The sequence below is a fragment of the Portibacter marinus genome (assembly GCF_021533195.1).
GTDB lineage: Bacteria > Bacteroidota > Bacteroidia > Chitinophagales > Saprospiraceae > Portibacter > Portibacter marinus.
In genome coordinates, this window is sequence record NZ_JAJNKB010000002.1 from 673055 (window position 1) to 691233 (window position 18179).

Annotated in this window: 14 protein-coding genes; 11 read left to right on the forward strand and 3 right to left on the reverse strand. The window is 39.8% G+C overall.

Annotation, left to right across the window (positions count from 1 at the left end):
• Positions 1-2 precede the first annotated feature (2 nt).
• The 3 genes from L2567_RS06945 to L2567_RS06955 form a co-directional block, all read right to left on the reverse strand.
• Entirely contained in the window at positions 3-644 is a 642-nt protein-coding gene (locus tag L2567_RS06945) for a deoxynucleoside kinase (protein ID WP_235297025.1), read from the reverse strand.
• Positions 631-1107 carry a 2-amino-4-hydroxy-6-hydroxymethyldihydropteridine diphosphokinase gene (gene folK / locus L2567_RS06950; RefSeq protein WP_235297026.1) on the reverse strand — a complete coding sequence of 159 codons (477 nt, stop codon included), beginning with the start codon at positions 1105-1107 and terminating at the stop codon, positions 631-633. The genes L2567_RS06945 and folK overlap by 14 nt, the downstream gene beginning before the upstream one ends.
• Before the next feature lie 214 nt (positions 1108-1321).
• The gene (locus tag L2567_RS06955) at positions 1322-2947 is read right to left on the reverse strand and encodes an alanine/glycine:cation symporter family protein (protein ID WP_235297027.1); all 1626 of its coding nucleotides are present in this window, start codon (positions 2945-2947) and stop codon (positions 1322-1324) included.
• Between the two features lie 170 nt (positions 2948-3117).
• On the opposite strand from L2567_RS06955, the gene L2567_RS06960 reads away from it, so the two are divergent.
• From L2567_RS06960 to L2567_RS07010, 11 genes are all read left to right on the forward strand, one after another.
• On the forward strand, positions 3118-3912 hold the full coding sequence (locus L2567_RS06960) for a thymidylate synthase (RefSeq protein WP_235297028.1): 795 nt from the start codon (positions 3118-3120) through the stop codon (positions 3910-3912).
• Positions 3913-4064: 152 nt separating this feature from the next.
• Positions 4065-5471, forward strand: coding sequence for a c-type cytochrome (locus L2567_RS06965; protein ID WP_235297029.1), 1407 nt, complete (start codon positions 4065-4067; stop codon positions 5469-5471).
• Between the two features lie 40 nt (positions 5472-5511).
• Positions 5512-8685, forward strand: coding sequence for a TAT-variant-translocated molybdopterin oxidoreductase (locus L2567_RS06970; RefSeq protein WP_235297030.1), 3174 nt, complete (start codon positions 5512-5514; stop codon positions 8683-8685).
• Positions 8686-8695: 10 nt separating this feature from the next.
• On the forward strand, positions 8696-10546 hold the full coding sequence (nrfD, locus tag L2567_RS06975) for an NrfD/PsrC family molybdoenzyme membrane anchor subunit (RefSeq protein WP_235297031.1): 1851 nt from the start codon (positions 8696-8698) through the stop codon (positions 10544-10546).
• Positions 10546-11067 (forward strand): DUF3341 domain-containing protein, encoded by a 522-nt coding sequence (locus L2567_RS06980; RefSeq protein WP_235297032.1) that lies wholly within the window; start codon positions 10546-10548, stop codon positions 11065-11067. Before nrfD ends, L2567_RS06980 begins: the two co-directional genes overlap by 1 nt.
• 21 nt (positions 11068-11088) lie before the next feature.
• The gene (locus L2567_RS06985) at positions 11089-12024 is read left to right on the forward strand and encodes a c-type cytochrome (protein ID WP_235297033.1); all 936 of its coding nucleotides are present in this window, start codon (positions 11089-11091) and stop codon (positions 12022-12024) included.
• 9 nt (positions 12025-12033) lie between these two features.
• Entirely contained in the window at positions 12034-13314 is a 1281-nt protein-coding gene (locus L2567_RS06990; protein ID WP_235297034.1) for a hypothetical protein, read from the forward strand.
• A 25-nt stretch (positions 13315-13339) separates the two neighbouring features.
• A complete protein-coding gene (locus L2567_RS06995) occupies positions 13340-14839 on the forward strand; it encodes an OmpA family protein (protein ID WP_235297035.1) in 1500 nt (499 codons plus the stop codon).
• A gap of 16 nt (positions 14840-14855) precedes the next feature.
• A complete protein-coding gene (locus L2567_RS07000; protein WP_235297036.1) occupies positions 14856-16712 on the forward strand; it encodes a cytochrome c oxidase subunit I in 1857 nt (618 codons plus the stop codon).
• A complete protein-coding gene (gene cyoE / locus L2567_RS07005; RefSeq protein ID WP_235297037.1) occupies positions 16712-17602 on the forward strand; it encodes a heme o synthase in 891 nt (296 codons plus the stop codon). Before L2567_RS07000 ends, cyoE begins: the two co-directional genes overlap by 1 nt.
• Before the next feature lie 13 nt (positions 17603-17615).
• Positions 17616-18173: a cytochrome c oxidase subunit 3 gene (locus L2567_RS07010; RefSeq protein ID WP_235297038.1), complete on the forward strand. Its 558-nt coding sequence runs from the start codon at positions 17616-17618 to the stop codon at positions 18171-18173.
• Positions 18174-18179: the final 6 nt, after the last annotated feature.

Sequence of the window (18179 nt, forward strand, 5' to 3'; positions counted from 1 at the left end):
TTCTACACAAATAATGATACCCTGTGAACACCCGGATTGTATTGTTTCTTCAGTAAGAATTTAATGTGTTCATAATGTTTGGGATTGGCCACGAAGTCAATTTCATTCAGGTCAATGATCAATACAGGAAAGGTCAAAATATTTCGAAAATATTCAAAATAGGAATTTTGGATTTTCAACAGATATTGATCGGAAATTTTCTTCTCATACTCGCGGCCTCTTTTTGCAATGTTCATTTGCAGTACATCAACACTCCTGTGAAAGTATACCAGCAAATCGGGATTAGGGAAAGCGCTGTTTAAAGTGTTGAATAGCTTTTGAAATATCCGATATTCTTCATCACCAAGGTTTTTCCTTGCAAATAAAAGCGTTTTCACAAATGTATAATCAGCAATGGTAAAGGATTGGAATAAATCCTGGTACAAGAGATTCTTTTGCAACTGTTTCATTCTTTCAGTCATAAAGAACAGCTCTACAGTCAGTGCAAATCGTTCCATATCATCATAAAAGAAAGGAAGAAAGGGATTGTCATCGAATTGTTCTAATATCATCCTGCAGTCGGTCTCTTCGTGAATCATTTTGCAGAACGAGGTTTTTCCCGAGCCTATGTTGCCTTCAATGGTGATGAAATTATAGGGAAACATAAGAAGGGTCTTTTGAGTTTTGTTTCAATTGCAATATGGACTGCTTAAGAATAGGGTGTACGTACTCCGGAACAATTTCGGCAAGTGGGTGGAGAACAAAATTCCTTTCGTGCATTCTGGGATGAGGTATAATCACATTTTCATCTTCCGTTACTTCATTGTCGTAGAAGATGATATCTATGTCAATGGTCCGAGGTCCCCAGGGAATTTCTCGTTGACGAAATAGTAAGTTTTCTATTTCCTGACATGTTTTCAGTAGTTCGTGCAAGCTCAATTCTGTCTCCATTTGAAAAGCTTGGTTTAGAAATTCCTTTTGACCTTTTAAGCCCCATGCTTCTGTGGTATAGATACTGGAAGACTTTAGAATGGTTCCTACTTTTTCTCGCAATAGGAAGCGGCATTTAGAAAGAAAGCTTTTCCTATTTCCCAGGTTGGAACCGATATGGATGATTGCATTATGCACGGCTCAAAAATAACATATTTAGTATTTCGTAATATTTATCAGCGACATTTTATTTCAATGTTTGACTGCATCAGTGATCAATAGACATGAAAGTAAGATCAAGTAAGACAAGAAAAGGAACACTATAGATCAACTTATTATCAATTAGTTAGCCTCATTAAAAAAGGGCCAAATCACATAGTATTTGACCCTTTTTTTATTTTATTTCGAATGATTATTCGCGCTCTAATTTCTCAGCCTTTTTAATGGCACTAATATATCTCGTTAATTCATCTCTAACCTTCGGAACCAATAGAATAACACCAATAATGTTCGGAACAACCATCGCAAAAATCATGGCATCCGAAAAGTCTATAACTGATCCAAGGCTAATAGAAGAGCCTACTACCACAAAGATCAAAAACAAAATTTTATATACCAGGTCAATGGTTTTTCCTCTTCCGAACAAGTACTTCCACCCCTGCATACCATAATAGGACCATGAAATCATGGTAGAGAATGCAAAAAGGATGACGGCAATGGTTAAAATGATGGAGAATCCCGGAATCACAGAGTTGAAGGCTGTTGCCGTTAACTCCACCCCTTGTGTTACTTGCTCACCGTAAGCAAAGAATCCTCCTTCTATGTTGGTAATGATTAATACCAATGCAGTCATAGTACAAATGACAACCGTATCAATAAAAGGCTCAAGTAGAGCCACCAATCCTTCACTTGCAGGATACTTGGTTCTAACGGCAGAGTGCGCGATTGCTGCAGAACCTACACCCGCTTCATTTGAAAAGGCACCTCTTCTAATACCCTGAATCAATACACCGATCAAACCACCGGCAATACCAAGTCCACTGAATGCACCTTCGAAAATCAAACCAATGGCCTGAGGAATTAGAGTGATGTTGGCAAACAAAATGATGATGGCTGCCAATACATAGATACCAGCCATAAAAGGTACAATCTTTTCAGTTACAGATGCAATTCTCTTTATACCACCGATAATCACCACCGCTACCAAAGCAGCCATAGCAATTCCAAAAAACATACCCGCATTGGCATTTCCTATTCCAAACAAATCTACAAATTGAGCCGCCGCCTGATTAGCCTGAAACATATTTCCACCACCGAAAGAACCACCTATGACCATCACGGCAAAAATGACAGCTAGCACCTTGCCCAGTCCACCAAGTCCTTTTTCCTTCAAACCTTTGGATAGGTAGTACATTGGACCACCATAGACAGTGCCATCCGGACCTACATCCCGGTATTTCACGCCGAGTGTACATTCCGCAAATTTGGAAGCCATTCCTAGCAAACCGGCAACAATCATCCAAAAGGTTGCTCCGGGTCCACCGATCGATAGTGCCACTGCTACTCCAGCAATGTTACCAAGTCCTACGGTCGCAGATAATGCAGCGGTAAGCGCCTGAAAATGCGAAACTTCACCATCTGCACTTTCATCTCTTATGGTTTCGGGTTGATCTCCTCCAGGTGTTGGGTCACCATATAGAGCATCAATTCCATGTTTTTCCACTTCTTCGTATTTACCACTGACCACTTTGATAGATCTGACAACACCGGTAAAGTTGATAAACTTAAAATAAAAGGTGAAAAATAAAGCACCACCTACCAGAACGATCAATACCCAGGGAATTTGGAAATTCTCTGAAAATGGAATCTCGTAGAATATCCCACGTACAAACCATCCGGTGTAATCACTGAATATGGCATCTATCCTTTCGGATGCTGAAAGCTCTTCTACGGTGTCCGTAATCGTCTGAGCAAATGCAATGAAAGGGATTAAAAAAGTTATGGCAAGTACGCCTATCTTCTTGTTGATTTGATTCATTTATGTTTTGATTTAGTAGCCATCAAGGTATTTACATTTTTAGAATGAAAAAAATTAATCAAAGATTTTGTAAAAATTTTACAGGCGACTCAAGGATAAATACAAATTAAAATATTTCATATTTGTTTTTAATTTCTACATTTGCAGTCGAAATTAACCAACAAATTTGAATGAAGCAGTATCATCAGCTTTTGCGTCACATTCTAGAAAACGGAAACGCAAAATCAGATCGCACCGGTACAGGCACCCTTTCGTGTTTCGGATATCAGATGCGATTCGATCTCTCAGAAGGTTTCCCTATGCTCACTACTAAAAAGCTTCATCTAAGATCCATTATTCATGAATTATTGTGGTTTCTGTCTGGAGATACGAATGTGAAGTATCTGCAGGATAATGGGGTGCGAATTTGGAATGAGTGGGCTGATGAAAATGGCGAACTTGGGCCGGTTTACGGAAAACAGTGGCGCTCCTGGGAAAAACCAAATGGAGAAACTGTAGATCAGATAAAGAGGGCCATTGACCTGCTGAAAAACAATCCGGATTCAAGAAGAATTATCGTTAATGCCTGGAATGTAGGAGAATTAGAAGAGATGGCTTTAACTCCTTGCCATTGCCTGTTTCAATTCTATGTTGCTGATGGAAAACTCTCATGCTTGCTGTACCAACGATCTGCAGATACATTTCTTGGCGTCCCATTCAACATTGCATCTTATGCACTGTTAACCATGATGATGGCTCACGAATGCGGATATGAATATGGAGAATTTATTCACCATTTTGGTGATGTACATTTATACAATGACCACCTTGAGCAAGCTGAACTTCAGTTGACTCGCGAACCGCGCAAGCTGCCGAAGCTGCTATTGAATTCTAACGTGAAGTCAATATTTGATTTCAAATATGAAGATTTTACATTATTAGATTATGATCCTCATCCTCATATTAAGGCTAAAGTGTCTGTATGAGGACGATAATTGATTATTTAGATCAGATCTAAATAGTTGCGAATGTTCTGGAATTAGTACCATTTAATACCATCTAATTCTATTTTTGCCCTCTAAAGAACAGCCTTTGAGCTTACTTAAAAGATAAAAATGATACTAGCTAAATAATTGCTATGCGTAATATATTGAAAATCAAATTTTTGCTTTTAGTTGTGCTGCTTTCTTCGCAGTTTACAGGATTTGGTCAGGGTTCTCCTGAAGAAGGTAAGACACTGTTTAGGAATTACTGTGCAACTTGTCATGCGAAAAACATGAAGACGGATGCCACTGGGCCCGCGCTTGCTGGCGTGGAAGAAAGGTGGGCTGATTATCCGAGGGAAGACTTATACAGGTGGATTAGGAATTCTCAGCAAATGATCAATGTGGAGGAACACCCACGGGCATTAGAATTGTGGAACGAGTGGAAGCCGAATGTGATGAATGCTTTTCCTAATCTCACCGATGAAAACATTGAGAGTTTACTAGCATATATCAATGTAGCTGCTAATCCGCCTCAAGTAGCAGGAGGGCCTGCGGATGGACCTGGTGCAGTTCAAGAAGAAGAGTCCAATACCATATATTACATTTTAGCAGCAGCACTGGTATTCCTTACCATCATCTTGGCCAGAATCATCAGTAATCTAAATGTGATTGCTCTTAAACGTGAAAATCCAGATGCAGTCGTTCAGCGAAAAACGTTGATTGAAACTTTAACCTCTAAAGGTGTAATTAGCTTCCTGGTCTTTGCATTAATTGTCATTGGTGGTTACAAAACGGTCAATACAGCCATCAATCTTGGACGTCAGCAAGGATACGCGCCGACACAACCTATCAAGTTTTCTCATGAAACGCATGCAGGATTAAATCAAATAGAATGTCAATATTGTCACGATGGTGCCCGGAGGTCTAAACACTCTGTTATACCTGCGGCCAATACTTGTATGAATTGTCATGAAGCCATTAAGGTAGGTTCTAATTATGGAACTGCTGAGATTTCAAAGATTTTTGCTTCTATTGGATATAATCCTAACTCCAGCACATACATACAGGATTATGCAACCATGCCTGAGGACTCAATCCGAGACATATTTACAACCTGGATTGCTGATAACTATATTTCCGAAAATAATCTGGCAGAGCTAGATCAGGAAGGAGAAAATGTAGTAGAAGAACAGTGGGAAGAAATTAAGAGTTCATTGACCAATGAGGTGAAAAAAGAAATCCCCGGGCCGATAGAGTGGGTGAGAATTCATAACCTACCGGATCACGTGTATTTTAACCATGCACAACATGTTACAGTGGGAAAGGTAGAATGCCAGACTTGCCACGGTGCAGTAGAAACGATGGAAGTTTTGCAACAGTACTCTCCACTGTCTATGGGTTGGTGTATCAACTGTCACAGACAAACAGAAGTACAATTTCAGGACAATCCTTACTATGAAGCATATGAAGATTATCATCAACAGTTGAATTCAGGTGAGAAAGATAAAGTGACCGTAGAGGATATAGGCGGACTGGAATGTCAGAAGTGCCACTATTAATTAAGAATCAGAGTAATACTCAAAATAAATATTTAGCTAAATGAAGCAAGATAAGCAGGGCATATGGATAGGAGAGAAAGACCTTACCAAAGATCCCGAATTTATAAAAGCTGCATCACAGGAATTCGCAGGTGAAAACTTGTTGGAAACTATGGGAGCTAATCCAGAGGCAACAAACCTGGAAAGCACAAGAAGAGACTTTTTGAAGTTTTTGGGCTTTGGTCTGGGTGCTGCAACATTAGCAGCAAGTTGTGAGATTCCGGTAAAAAGAGCGATTCCATACGTGATTAAGCCAGATGAAATCGTACCTGGAGTTGCTAATTATTATGCATCTAGCTATGTTAATGGAGGAGACTATTGTGCCATCCTTGTGAAGACGAGAGAAGGACGACCTATCAAAATTGAAGGTAACAGTTTGTCACCGATTACTAAAGGTGGAACTTCTGCCAGAGCTCAAGCGCTCGTTCTCGACTTATATGACTTGAACCGACTAAGAGAACCTTCGATAAATGGAGAGGAAGCAACTTGGGATGATTTAGACCAACAAGTAAAGCAAAAGCTGGCTGCCTCATCTAACATAAGAATTTTAACGAATACCATCTTGAGTCCTTCAGCAAAGGCAGCAATCACGGAATTTACAGAAAAATTTCCTAATGCCAAGGTGGTTACTTATGATCCAATATCTAGCTCAGCTCAATTAGATGCCAATGAGGAATCTTTTGGTCAGAGAGTGATCCCTAATTATAAGTTTGAGGAGGCTGATGTGATCGTCAGTTTTGACGCGGACTTCCTCGGAACCTGGATTTCTCCTGTTGAGTATGCTACAGGGTATAGTAAGAAAAGAAAAATTGATCCGAAGAATCCGAAGATGTCTCGACACATTCAGGTTGAGAGCAGAATGTCGCTAACCGGATCAAATGCAGATAACAGAATATTGGTAAAGCCTTCAGAACAAGGAGCAGCTATTTTGGCTCTATACAATGCGATTACCGGATCTGGTGGTAAGGTTTCAGGGTTGAATACCAAGGCACAGAATGCCATTGCTAAAGTAGCGGAAGAACTCCAAGCTGCCAATGGTAAGTCTATAGTTATCAGTGCAAGCAACAACAAAGCAGAACAAATATTGGTCAATGCTATCAACAATGCATTGGGCAATATAGGAAATACTGTAACCTTTGAAAATGCGTCTTTGCAAAGACAAGGGAACGACCAGGATCTTGCTGAATTACTATCAGAAATGAGAGCGGGTTCAGTAGATACCCTCATCATTAATCAAGCTAACCCTGTTTTTGATTCTCCTATGATGGGAGAATTTTCTGAAGCACTGGCTAAAGTCAACAATACCATAGCCTTATCATACGAACACAATGAGACTTCAGCCCTATGTAACTATGTTGCACCGGTCAACCATATCCTGGAAAGTTGGGGAGATGCAGAGCCGAAAAGGGGCATCATATCGACCATTCAACCAACGATAGCTCCGATATTTAATACCAGACAAGCGGAAGCATCCATGTTGGTATGGGCGGACAGTGAAAATTACGATGCAAGCAGTGAGCAAGCTTACATGGATTATGTCGTGAAGCAATGGGAGGAAGGCGCATTTGCTGGGCAGAGTGAATATATGAGTTTTAATGCTTTTAGAGATAATTTGCTAGCAGATGGTGTACTATCTTTACCTGATGGAGAAGGTGGAGCTGTAGCCTTTGCAGGTGATGTTTCATCAGCCGCTGGTTCTATATCTAAACCGGCAAACAGTGAAATGGAAATTTCGCTTTTCGAATCGATAAATTTGGGTGCGGGCCAATTTGCTAGTAATCCATGGTTAATGGAGATGCCTAATCCAGTAACCAGATGCTCCTGGGGAAATTACTTAGCTGTTCCAGTAGAGTTTGATGGCGTTAGAAAAATGATAGGTTTAAATGGCTTAAAGGACGGAGATTTGGCCACATTAACTGTTAATGGTAATGAGTACACTGTTCCCGTTATACAGCAATTTGGACAAATGCCTGGGACAGTCGCATTGGCACTGGGATATGGAAGGACTCAAGCGGGAAGATGCGGCACGGGAGTAGGTGTGAATATCAATCCTGAAATAGGAATGAATGAGGACTATCCGGTCTACTATGCAACGAATGTTTCAGTATCTGAAAAAATAGGAAAAGAAGATAACTTCTCTTGTGTTCAATACCACCATACCATGGGTGTAAAATCAGAAGATGAGAAGACAGGAGAAATGATCAATGCAGATGAAGCTGCTTTGGTCGCCTTTAACTATGGAGTGGTAAGGCAGGGATATCAAGGTGCTCTTACAGATAGGTCAATTATCTATAATTCTCATGTTGATGAATTAGAAGAGAATCTGGAATATCTCCATGACAAAAGGCACCACGCTCAGAAACTGAATGATGATCAAATTTATCCGGGCTATGATGATAAGTATGCCATGGGTCACCACTGGGGAATGCACATTGACCTCAATGCTTGTATCGGCTGCGGAGCCTGTACGATTGCATGTATGGCTGAAAACAACGTCCCTGTAGTTGGTAAGAAGGAAGTAAAAAGACACCATGAAATGACATGGTTAAGAATCGACCGATATTACTATGGTGATCTGGATAATCCAAATACGGTTTATCAACCTATGATGTGCCAGCATTGTGACAATGCGCCTTGTGAGAACGTATGTCCTGTTAATGCGACCAATCACAGTTCTGAAGGTCTGAACCAAATGGCATACAATAGATGTGTAGGTACCAGATATTGTGCGAACAACTGTCCTTACAAAGTACGAAGGTTTAATTGGTTAGATTATACAACAGCAGATATATTCCCAGCAAATCAGCCGTCACTGACAGATGAATTTGTTTTTGGAAAAGATAATATGACCAGAATGGTCCTTAACCCTGATGTGACAGTACGTTCCAGGGGAGTAATTGAAAAATGTTCTTTCTGTGTACAAAGAATTCAGGAAGGAAAATTGACAGCTAAGAAAGAAGGACGAAAACTGATAGATAGTGATGTAAGAACGGCTTGTCAGACTTCATGCCCGACAGGTGCCATTACATTTGGAGATATGAATAACAAAGGTGGAGATCTGGATAAAAAATTAGACTCTCCTTTAAATTACATTGTATTAGAAGAGGTAAACGTAAGATCTTCTGTGAATTACACAATGAAAGTTCACAATAGAAGCGAATCTTTAGACGCATAAAAAATAACTTATGAGTTCAGTTGTTTCAAAAATTAGAGAGCCCTTAATCACAGGTCATAAGTCATATCATGACATTACTGAAGATTTGGTGTCTCCTACGGAAAAAGTTCCCGGCCCATCGTGGGTCATTGCCTTTATAGTGTCCGTTAGTGTCCTGGCATTTGGATTGTTTTGTATTGCCTGGACCATTTGGCATGGTATAGGAACATGGAACTTAAACAGGACCATTGGATGGGGTTGGGATATCACCAACTTTGTATGGTGGATCGGAATTGGACACGCAGGAACACTGATCTCAGCGATTTTGTTGCTATTCAGACAAAAATGGAGAACAGGTGTGAACAGGGCTGCAGAGGCGATGACTATTTTCGCCGTTATATGTGCAGCACTCTTTCCTGGAATTCACGTAGGACGGGCTTGGGTGGTATTTTACTTCTTCCCTTATCCCAATACCAGAGGTCCTCTATGGCCCAATTTTGACTCACCGCTTTTATGGGATTTGTTCGCGATCTCTACTTACTTTACCGTTTCCTTATTATTCTGGTACACTGGATTGGTTCCTGATTTTGCGACTGTAAGAGACAGAGCCAAAGGATTCAGAAAAAAGATATACAATACACTTTCATTTGGTTGGACAGGTTCTGCTAAGCACTGGCAAAGATGGGAATCATTATCACTCATTTTAGCAGGTATTGCCACACCGCTAGTACTCTCTGTACACACAATTGTAAGTTTTGACTTCGCCACATCCGTAATTCCTGGATGGCACACAACTATATTTCCACCATATTTTGTTGCGGGTGCAATTTTCTCTGGCTTTGCAATGGTTTTGACATTGATGATCATCACAAGAAAGGTTCTAAACCTTCAGGACTATATTACCATTGAGCATATCGAGTCCATGAATAAAGTCATCTTGGTGACCGGAACGATCGTTGGTGTTGCTTATTTAACAGAGTTGTTTATCGCATGGTACTCGCAGTACCCTTATGAGCAGTTCGCATTCTTTAACAGAGCATTAGGACCATATTGGTGGTCTTATTTTGGAATGATGTTTTGCAATGTTGTTACTCCACAGTTTTTCTGGGTTAAAAAATTCAGAAGAAATGTAGCATTGACCTTCTTTTTATCCATCATCGTCAACATTGGAATGTGGTTTGAGCGATTTGTGATCATTGCTACAACATTGGCCAGGGACTATTTACCGTCCTCTTGGTCCTTTTATGTACCAACGTGGGTAGAAATCGGTATTTTTCTCGGAACCATGGGACTTTTCTTTACTTTTTATTTGATTTTCGTACGAGTTGCACCTGTTGTAGCTATCGCAGAGGTAAAAAGTATCTTGAAATCATCTGGTGATCAATATCTGGGACCAAATGCCATTCATCACGAACATAGCGGTCATGATAAAGTGATTATGGATCCCATTCATTCTGATGAAATATCCGACGAGCATCATGGTCATGGAGATGCACCTTCCGATACGCCAGGTAGTCCTGCTGACATTGGAACAGAGCAGGCGGTGAAAACGGGAAAAGACGTAAAAGGCGAAACGAAGGTATCTAACACCTACGTCCCAAGTTCCAGAAAAGAGGGATCGGAAAAAGATGATTTAAAGAAAATAGAAGGTATTGGACCTAAAATCGAAGAAGTTCTTAACAATAGTGCCATCATGACATACATTGACCTGGTCAATACCGACGTAGGTCGTTTGAATGCAATATTAGAGAATGCCGGAAGTAATTTCAGACAACATGACCCATCGACATGGTCAGCTCAAGCGAAGCTTGCTGCAGAAGGAAGATGGGAAGAGCTGAAAAAATGGCAGGACGAATTAGATGGCGGTAAAACCAAGAAGTAATGAGTTATAGAAATAGATCAATAGTTTACGGATTGTATAATGACGAAGAAGTTCTTTTGGATGCTGTGAAAGTAGCCAATGAGAAGCACTTAAAAATTATGGATGTATTTACTCCATTCCCAATACATGGCTTAGATCCCTTACTTGGTTTAGAAGAATCTCGGCTACACATTGGTGGGTTTGTTTATGGTTCATTAGGTACTTTGACTGCTTTTCTGGGAATGACATGGATATTCGTACAGGATTGGCCACAAATTTATGGTGGTAAACCACACTGGTCGGTTCCGGCTTTTATTCCCATTACTTTCGAGTTGACCGTATTGTTTGCAGCCATAGGAATGGTGGTTACATTTTACATCATCAATGGTTTAGGACCAGGAGTCGTTAATCCATATATAGATCCTAGAATTACGGATGACAAGTTTTGTATTGCTTTCGACGTGCACGAGGTTAATCAAGTGGATGCAGAAGCCTTCTTGTCTGAAACCGGTGCGGCTGAAATCAATGCTAAAACACTTTAAATTCTAAGAAGACAGAAGATAATGAAGAAAATAAAGAATATATTTTGGGTACTGGTTTTAGTGATTGTGATCATAGGTACTCATTCTTGTCAGCAACCTAGTGGAGAGAACACTGGAAGCGAGTATATGCCAGATATGGCACACTCCATTGCATATGAAGCCAATACCTATGCTTATTATTATAATAACACATGGGGGAGTAAAGAGGACTATTATGAATGGGCAAAACCAAGAAAGCCGGTCCCTGGCACAATAGCCAGAGGAGCAGCTAGCAGTCCGGATACCATGCGAACTATGAATCAGATTCGCATTACTCCTAACGGTGCAAAGCCTTACTACTATGAGGATACTGAAGAAGGCAGAGCTCAGGCGACAGCAGAATTAATTGATAATCCTTTTCCGATTACCGATGAAGGATTAGCAAGAGGTCAAGAACTTTATGATATTTTTTGTGGTATTTGTCACGGTGGTGCCGGCGGAGGTCAGGGTTACCTGGTCAGAGAAGCCAATCCGGCCATCGGAGATGAAGGAGGAAAATATCCAGTACAACCAGCCAATTTCTTATTGGAAGAGTTTATAGAGGCAAGTAATGGTAGATACTATCATGCCATTGAATATGGAAAAAACTTAATGGGAAGTTACAAGGATAAGCTGTCTTATGAAGAAAGATGGCAGGTTATTCATTATATACGTTCCCTTCAGGCAAAAAGCTTGAAATTAAAGTATGATCAATACGAAAATACATTAAATACCATCGATATTCCAGCTGGTGACATTGTTTCAGTGATCAACAATCAGGTCATGGAACTTGGTGACGGTAAATTCGAGCCAGAAGATCATAACCCGGCCAATCACGACGGTATCAATCAAAAATATCCTGGTGAAGATGCCGATGGAGATCATGATGATGATCGTTTGGAAAGAAATGATAATGGAAATCACGGCGGAGACCACTAAAGATTAATTATGGAAAAAGAAAATACAATAACAGAATATAATTTCACAGGTACTTCCAGACTTGTTCTTTTGATCGGAATGGGATTAGGGGTGGTCTGCATGATCTTATCGTTTTTCTTAGACGGAGGTGTGGAACATCACGCTAGGTTTTGGTCTAACTTTTTACATAATTCAGTATTTTTTACTGGAATAGCGCTTATGGCCACTTTCTTCATTGCCGTTTGTATCACGGCGTGGGCTGGATGGTATACCATTTTCAAGAGAGTATGGGAAGCTTTTTCTCAATTCTTGATCGTCGGATTTATATTGATGTTGATTATTGGTATAGGTATTTACCTGCACTGGCATCACCTATATCATTGGGCAGATCAGACCATACTGAATCCTGAAAATGAGGAAGTTTACGATGCGATCTTACATGGTAAGTCGGCCTTTTTGAACACTACATGGTATGTCATCATAGGTGGGTTAATTGTTTTGGTGTGGGTATTCTTTGCTTATAAACTGAGAGCATTATCTCTCGATGAAGATCAAAATGGTGGTGATGCTAATTTTAGTCATCATCGATCCATGAGATGGTATGCGGCTGCATTCCTTCCCATTGCTGGATTCTCAAGTGCCGCGATGATATGGTTGTGGATCATGTCCGTTGACTCTCATTGGTATAGTACCTTATTTGCCTGGTATACAGGTGCATCGTGGTTTGTGTCGATGATCGCCTTGACCATCTTGGTGTTAGTTTACTTAAAGAATCGCGGATACTTTGCCAATGTAAGTGCTGAACATTTCCATGATTTAGGAAAGTTTATGTTCGCATTCAGTATTTTTTGGACGTACTTATGGTTTTCGCAATATATGCTAATCTGGTATGCGAATGTAGGGGAGGAAACGACCTACTTTAAACAAAGAATCGATCACTATCCAGTATTGTTTTATGGTAACTTAATCATAAACTTTATAGTGCCTTTCTTCGTTTTAATGAGGAATGATACCAAGAGAAAATACGGAACATTAGTTTTTGTTTCTATTGTTCTTTTACTAGGTCACTGGTGGGACTTTTTCTTGATGTTGAAACCTGGAATCTTACACACTGCACATGAAGCAGCTGGAATGACAGGAGAGCATGGCGGATTTACACCTGGTTTTACTATTCCGGGGTTATTGGAAATTGGAACCATGCTTGGATTTTTGTCTCTATTCCTTTTTGTGGCGTTTTCAGTTTTATCCAGAAGTTCTTTGGTGGCCAAAAATGATCCATTCTTAGAAGAAAGTTTGCATCATCACGTTTAATTATAAGCTAGAAAAAAATATATAAATGACTGCTTTAGTAATTATATCAATTGTTTTACTTCTTTTTATCATACTGGTTCAGCTTGGTAAAGTAACTGAGCTTTCAGCTAAGATAAGGGGAGAGCAAGATGCTGAAGAACAGGGTAATAATAGAACAGCGGTATGGTTGATGATCTTCATGGTCGCTTTCCTTGTTTTCTGTGTTGTTTCCGCATATTATTATAAAAATTCAATGTTGGGATACGGCCCATTGACCAGTGCCTCTGAGCACGGATGGAAATTAGATGGGCTTTTTAATACCACTTTGTTTTTTACAGGTATCGTATTTGTTCTCACTCAAATTATGCTGTTTTACTATTCTTATAAGTATAGACATAGTAGAGATAGGGTAGGTGAATTTGTATCACATAATAACACCATTGAGGTAGTGTGGACTGCAATTCCTGCCTTAGTAATGACTTTTTTGGTGGTACAGGGTTTGATCGTTTGGAATGATGTAATGCCCGATGTGGATCCGACAGAGGATGTCATAGAAATTGAGGCAACAGGTTATCAGTTTGCATGGGATATCAGATACCCAGGTCAGGACGGAAAGATAGGTACCAAAAATTATAAACTCATTGATCCGGGTTTGAATCCCTTAGGGTTAGATTTTACAGATCCCAAGACACATGATGATTTTATTGCGGATCGAATTGTTTTACCTGTTGGTAAGAAGGTGCGTGTAAGAATTACTTCTAAGGATGTATTACATAACTTTTATTTACCACATTTTAGAGTAAAAATGGATGCCATTCCAGGCTTGCCTACATACTTCATTTTCACTCCGACGATCACCACAGCAGATTATCGTCAACAGTTAAGGGAATATCCAGAATGGAATGTGGAGCAAGATCCTGAAGATCCGGAATTGGGTACACGATGGGAAAACTTTGATTTTGAATTGGCGTGCGCAGAACTTTGTGGCTCTGGTCATTATAGTATGCGTAAAGTAGTAGAGATTGTTAGTCAGGAAGAATATGATGCCTGGTTTGCAAGTCAAAATTCATTCTACTTTTCCGGCCCTAGAAATTCTGATATTGACCCCAATAAAGGAAAACTATTAGATGTAGATATTGTTAACAGAGCTAGAGAGTTTTCTACTAAAATAGAAGAAGCACTCAATGCTGAAAATGAAGCAGACAAAGTTGTTCGATTAGATTACGTCAAGTTTGTCACCGGTTCAGCTGAATTAACTCCAGACTCCAAGTACGAACTTGATAATGTGATCGAGGTCATGAAAGACAGACCGGAATTGGTCATCGAAGTGGCAGGTCACACCGATAATACAGGAGATGCTCAGGCCAATTTGGCGTTATCTACTGCTCGAGCAAATGCCGTACGAGATTATCTCATAAATGATGGCATAGCAGCAGAACGATTGAATGCAAGAGGATATGGCCAGACAGAACCTGTTGCCGACAATGAGACAGAAGAAGGACGACAGCAAAACAGACGAACGGAGTTTAAAATTATTTCTCAATAGCTAAAGAAAGAAAGAAATGGCTGATGATGTTTTAGTGTATGACGATGAAGTCATCATAAAAGACCAAGGATACGATGATCACTTTCACGAGCATGATCATGGCGATTCGTATAAATCTAATTTCGTAAATCATTATATATTCAGCATGGATCATAAGATCATTGCTAGACAATTCCTGATTACAGGTATGATCTGGGCTTTGATTGGTGCTGCAATGTCTATTATTTTTAGATTACAGTTAGGTTTTCCTGAAGAAAGTTTGACTTGGATTAAACCTCTTTTAGGTAAATGGATAACAGTTGATGAAGTGACAGGTATAGGTACATTGATGCCGGAATTTTATTACGCATTGGTCACAATGCACGGTACCATCATTGTGTTCTTTGTATTAACAGCGGGGCTTAGTGGTACTTTTAGTAATTTACTAATTCCGCTTCAATTGGGAGCTAGAGATATGGCTTCACCGTTTCTAAATATGCTATCCTACTGGTTCTTCTTTCTTGCCAGTGTAATCATGTTTTATTCCTTGTTTTTAAGTACAGGACCATTCTCAGGTGGTTGGACAGCATATCCTCCTCTGAGTGCATTGCCTCAGGCATCTACAGGTTCTGGAACGGGAATGACTTTATGGCTGATGAGTTTAACTTTCTTTGTGGTGTCTGTATTGCTTGGAGGTATTAACTACATCACTACTGTACTAAACTTAAGAACTAAAGGGATGAGCCTATGGAAAATGCCACTTACCATTTGGGCGTTTTTTGTAACAGCTATTTTAGGATTGCTTTCATTTCCAGTATTGGTTTCTGGTTTTTTCATGTTGATTTGTGATAGAATGCTGGGAACAAGTTTTTTCCTTAGTGAAATCTTTATAGAAGGCGCGGCTTTGCCAAATGTCGGGGGTAGTCCTGTTTTATATCAGCACTTATTCTGGTTCCTTGGCCACCCTGAGGTTTACATTATTATTTTGCCAGCCATGGGGATTGTATCTGAAGTGCTGGCCGTCCATGCCCGCAAACCTATATTTGGATATAAAGCTATGGTGTTTTCCATATTGGCGATTGGATTCTTATCCTTTATAGTTTGGGCGCATCACATGTTTATGTCTGGTGTAAACCCATTTATTTCTAACTTCTTTGTGGTATTTACACTCATTATTGCTGTTCCGTCAGCCGTCAAGGTTTTTAACTGGATAACCACCTTATACAAAGGAAATATACGGCTGAATACACCGATGTTATTTGCGATTGGATTTGTATCCATGTTTATTTCCGGTGGTTTAACAGGTATTTTCTTGGGTAACTCAGCTATTGATATTCAAATGCATGATACTTATTTCGTTGTTGCACACTTCCACATTGTGATGGGAGTAGCTGCATTCTTCGGTATGTTTGCAGGAATTTATCACTGGTTCCCGAAGATGTTTGCACGATTTATGAACGAGACATTAGGAAAAATACATTTTTGGATCACAATGATAGGGGCTTATGCGGTTTTCTGGCCTATGCATTACATAGGTTTAGCTGGAGTTCCAAGAAGGTACTACAGTTTTGATACGTTCAATTCGTTCGATGACTTCGCAGCGATGAATCAATTTATCACCATTGCAGCCATTGTAGTATTTGCAGCACAGGTATTATTTGTTATCAATTTCTTTTACAGCATTTGGAAAGGAAAGCAGATGAAGACAAAGAATCCGTGGAAAGCCACTACTTTGGAATGGACCACCCCGATCAAAACTGGTCATGGAAACTGGGAAGGCAAACTTCCGGTGGTTCACAGATGGGCTTACGATTATGGAAAAGATGGAATCGACTATATACCACAGCACATTCCATTGACAGAAGAAGAAAAGGCAACTGAAGCAGCACATTAATGGCAAATGTTAAAGCAACATATCGAGCCTTATTGTTTCCGCAGCGTATTACCGATTTTGGTCTACTCATCAAATTCAAGTTAAGCTTAACGGTTGTCTTCTCAGCAGTGATGGCATATCTTGTGTTGGGCGGCAGATCATGGCTTGGAGCACTAGGCCTTTTCACAGGAGGAATGTTGGTGACTGGAGCTGCCAATGCCTTAAATCAGGTCTTAGAGAAAGATTTCGATATGCTCATGGAGCGTACTAAAGACAGACCTGTTGCAACAGGAAGAATAACTTCAGCTGAAGCTGTCCTTTTTGCAGGCTTAATGAGTCTGGTTGGTATTACCCTATTAGGAATGTTTAATCCGCTTACAGCATTCCTGGGAATGGTTTCTTTGGTACTATATGCTTTTTTATATACTCCTTTAAAAAGATTTTCTCCCGTTTCTGTATTAATTGGAACTTTACCTGGCGCGCTTCCCATATTAATAGGTGGCGCAGCTATTCAAGGGTATATCAGTGCCTTGGCGATTGTAATTTTTACCATTCAGGTTTTGTGGCAACTGCCGCATTTTTGGGCAATTGGCTGGCTAGGCTTTGAAGATTACCAAAAAGCGGGATTTAAACTTTTGCCTACGAAAGAACAAGAATTGGATTCAAGGATAGGCCTTTATTCATTCTTTGCGGCAATACCGCTTATCTTCATTTCATTTTTGCCAATTATGGTTGGAGATATTTCATTTGGTGCATGCTTACTAGTAGCCATAAGTAGCCTAATATATACTGGATTTGCATGGAATTTTTACAGAAGAGCTGATCGCAAATCGGCAATGGCATTGATGTTTAGTTCTTTTGCCTATTTACCAATAATCTTACTAACCTATTACATTGGATCAATAATTTAATGATATGGAAGTAATGAGTATAAAAAATAGAATCAATCCCCAATTATTCGGACTGTGGACAGCCATGGCCAGTATTACTATGATGTTTGGAGCCCTGACAAGTGCTTACATCGTAAGGCAGGCTGCTGGCAACTGGTTGGAATTTAGATTGCCAGATTTGTTTATAGTAAGCACGATTGTCATTTTGACGAGCAGTGTTACTTTACATATGGCATTTAATGCCTATAAGAATCAGAAAGAAATTTTATACAAAGTAGGATTGGCAATAAGCTTTGTATTAGGAATAGCTTTTTTAGTTTTGCAGTATAATGCCTGGATGGAATTGTTTAATACAGGAATTGATATGAAGATTAATCCTTCTGGTTCTTTCTTGTATGTAATTACTGCAGCTCATGCGGCGCACATTATTGGTGGAATCGCGGCTTTAACATTAGCACTCCTCCACGCATTTACTTTGAAATTTGAATATACAGATCAGAGAAAGAAAAGATTCCAGTTGGTTTTACACTACTGGCACTTCGTAGACCTGTTATGGGTATATCTGTTTGTATTTCTATTGTTGTATAGATAAATATTA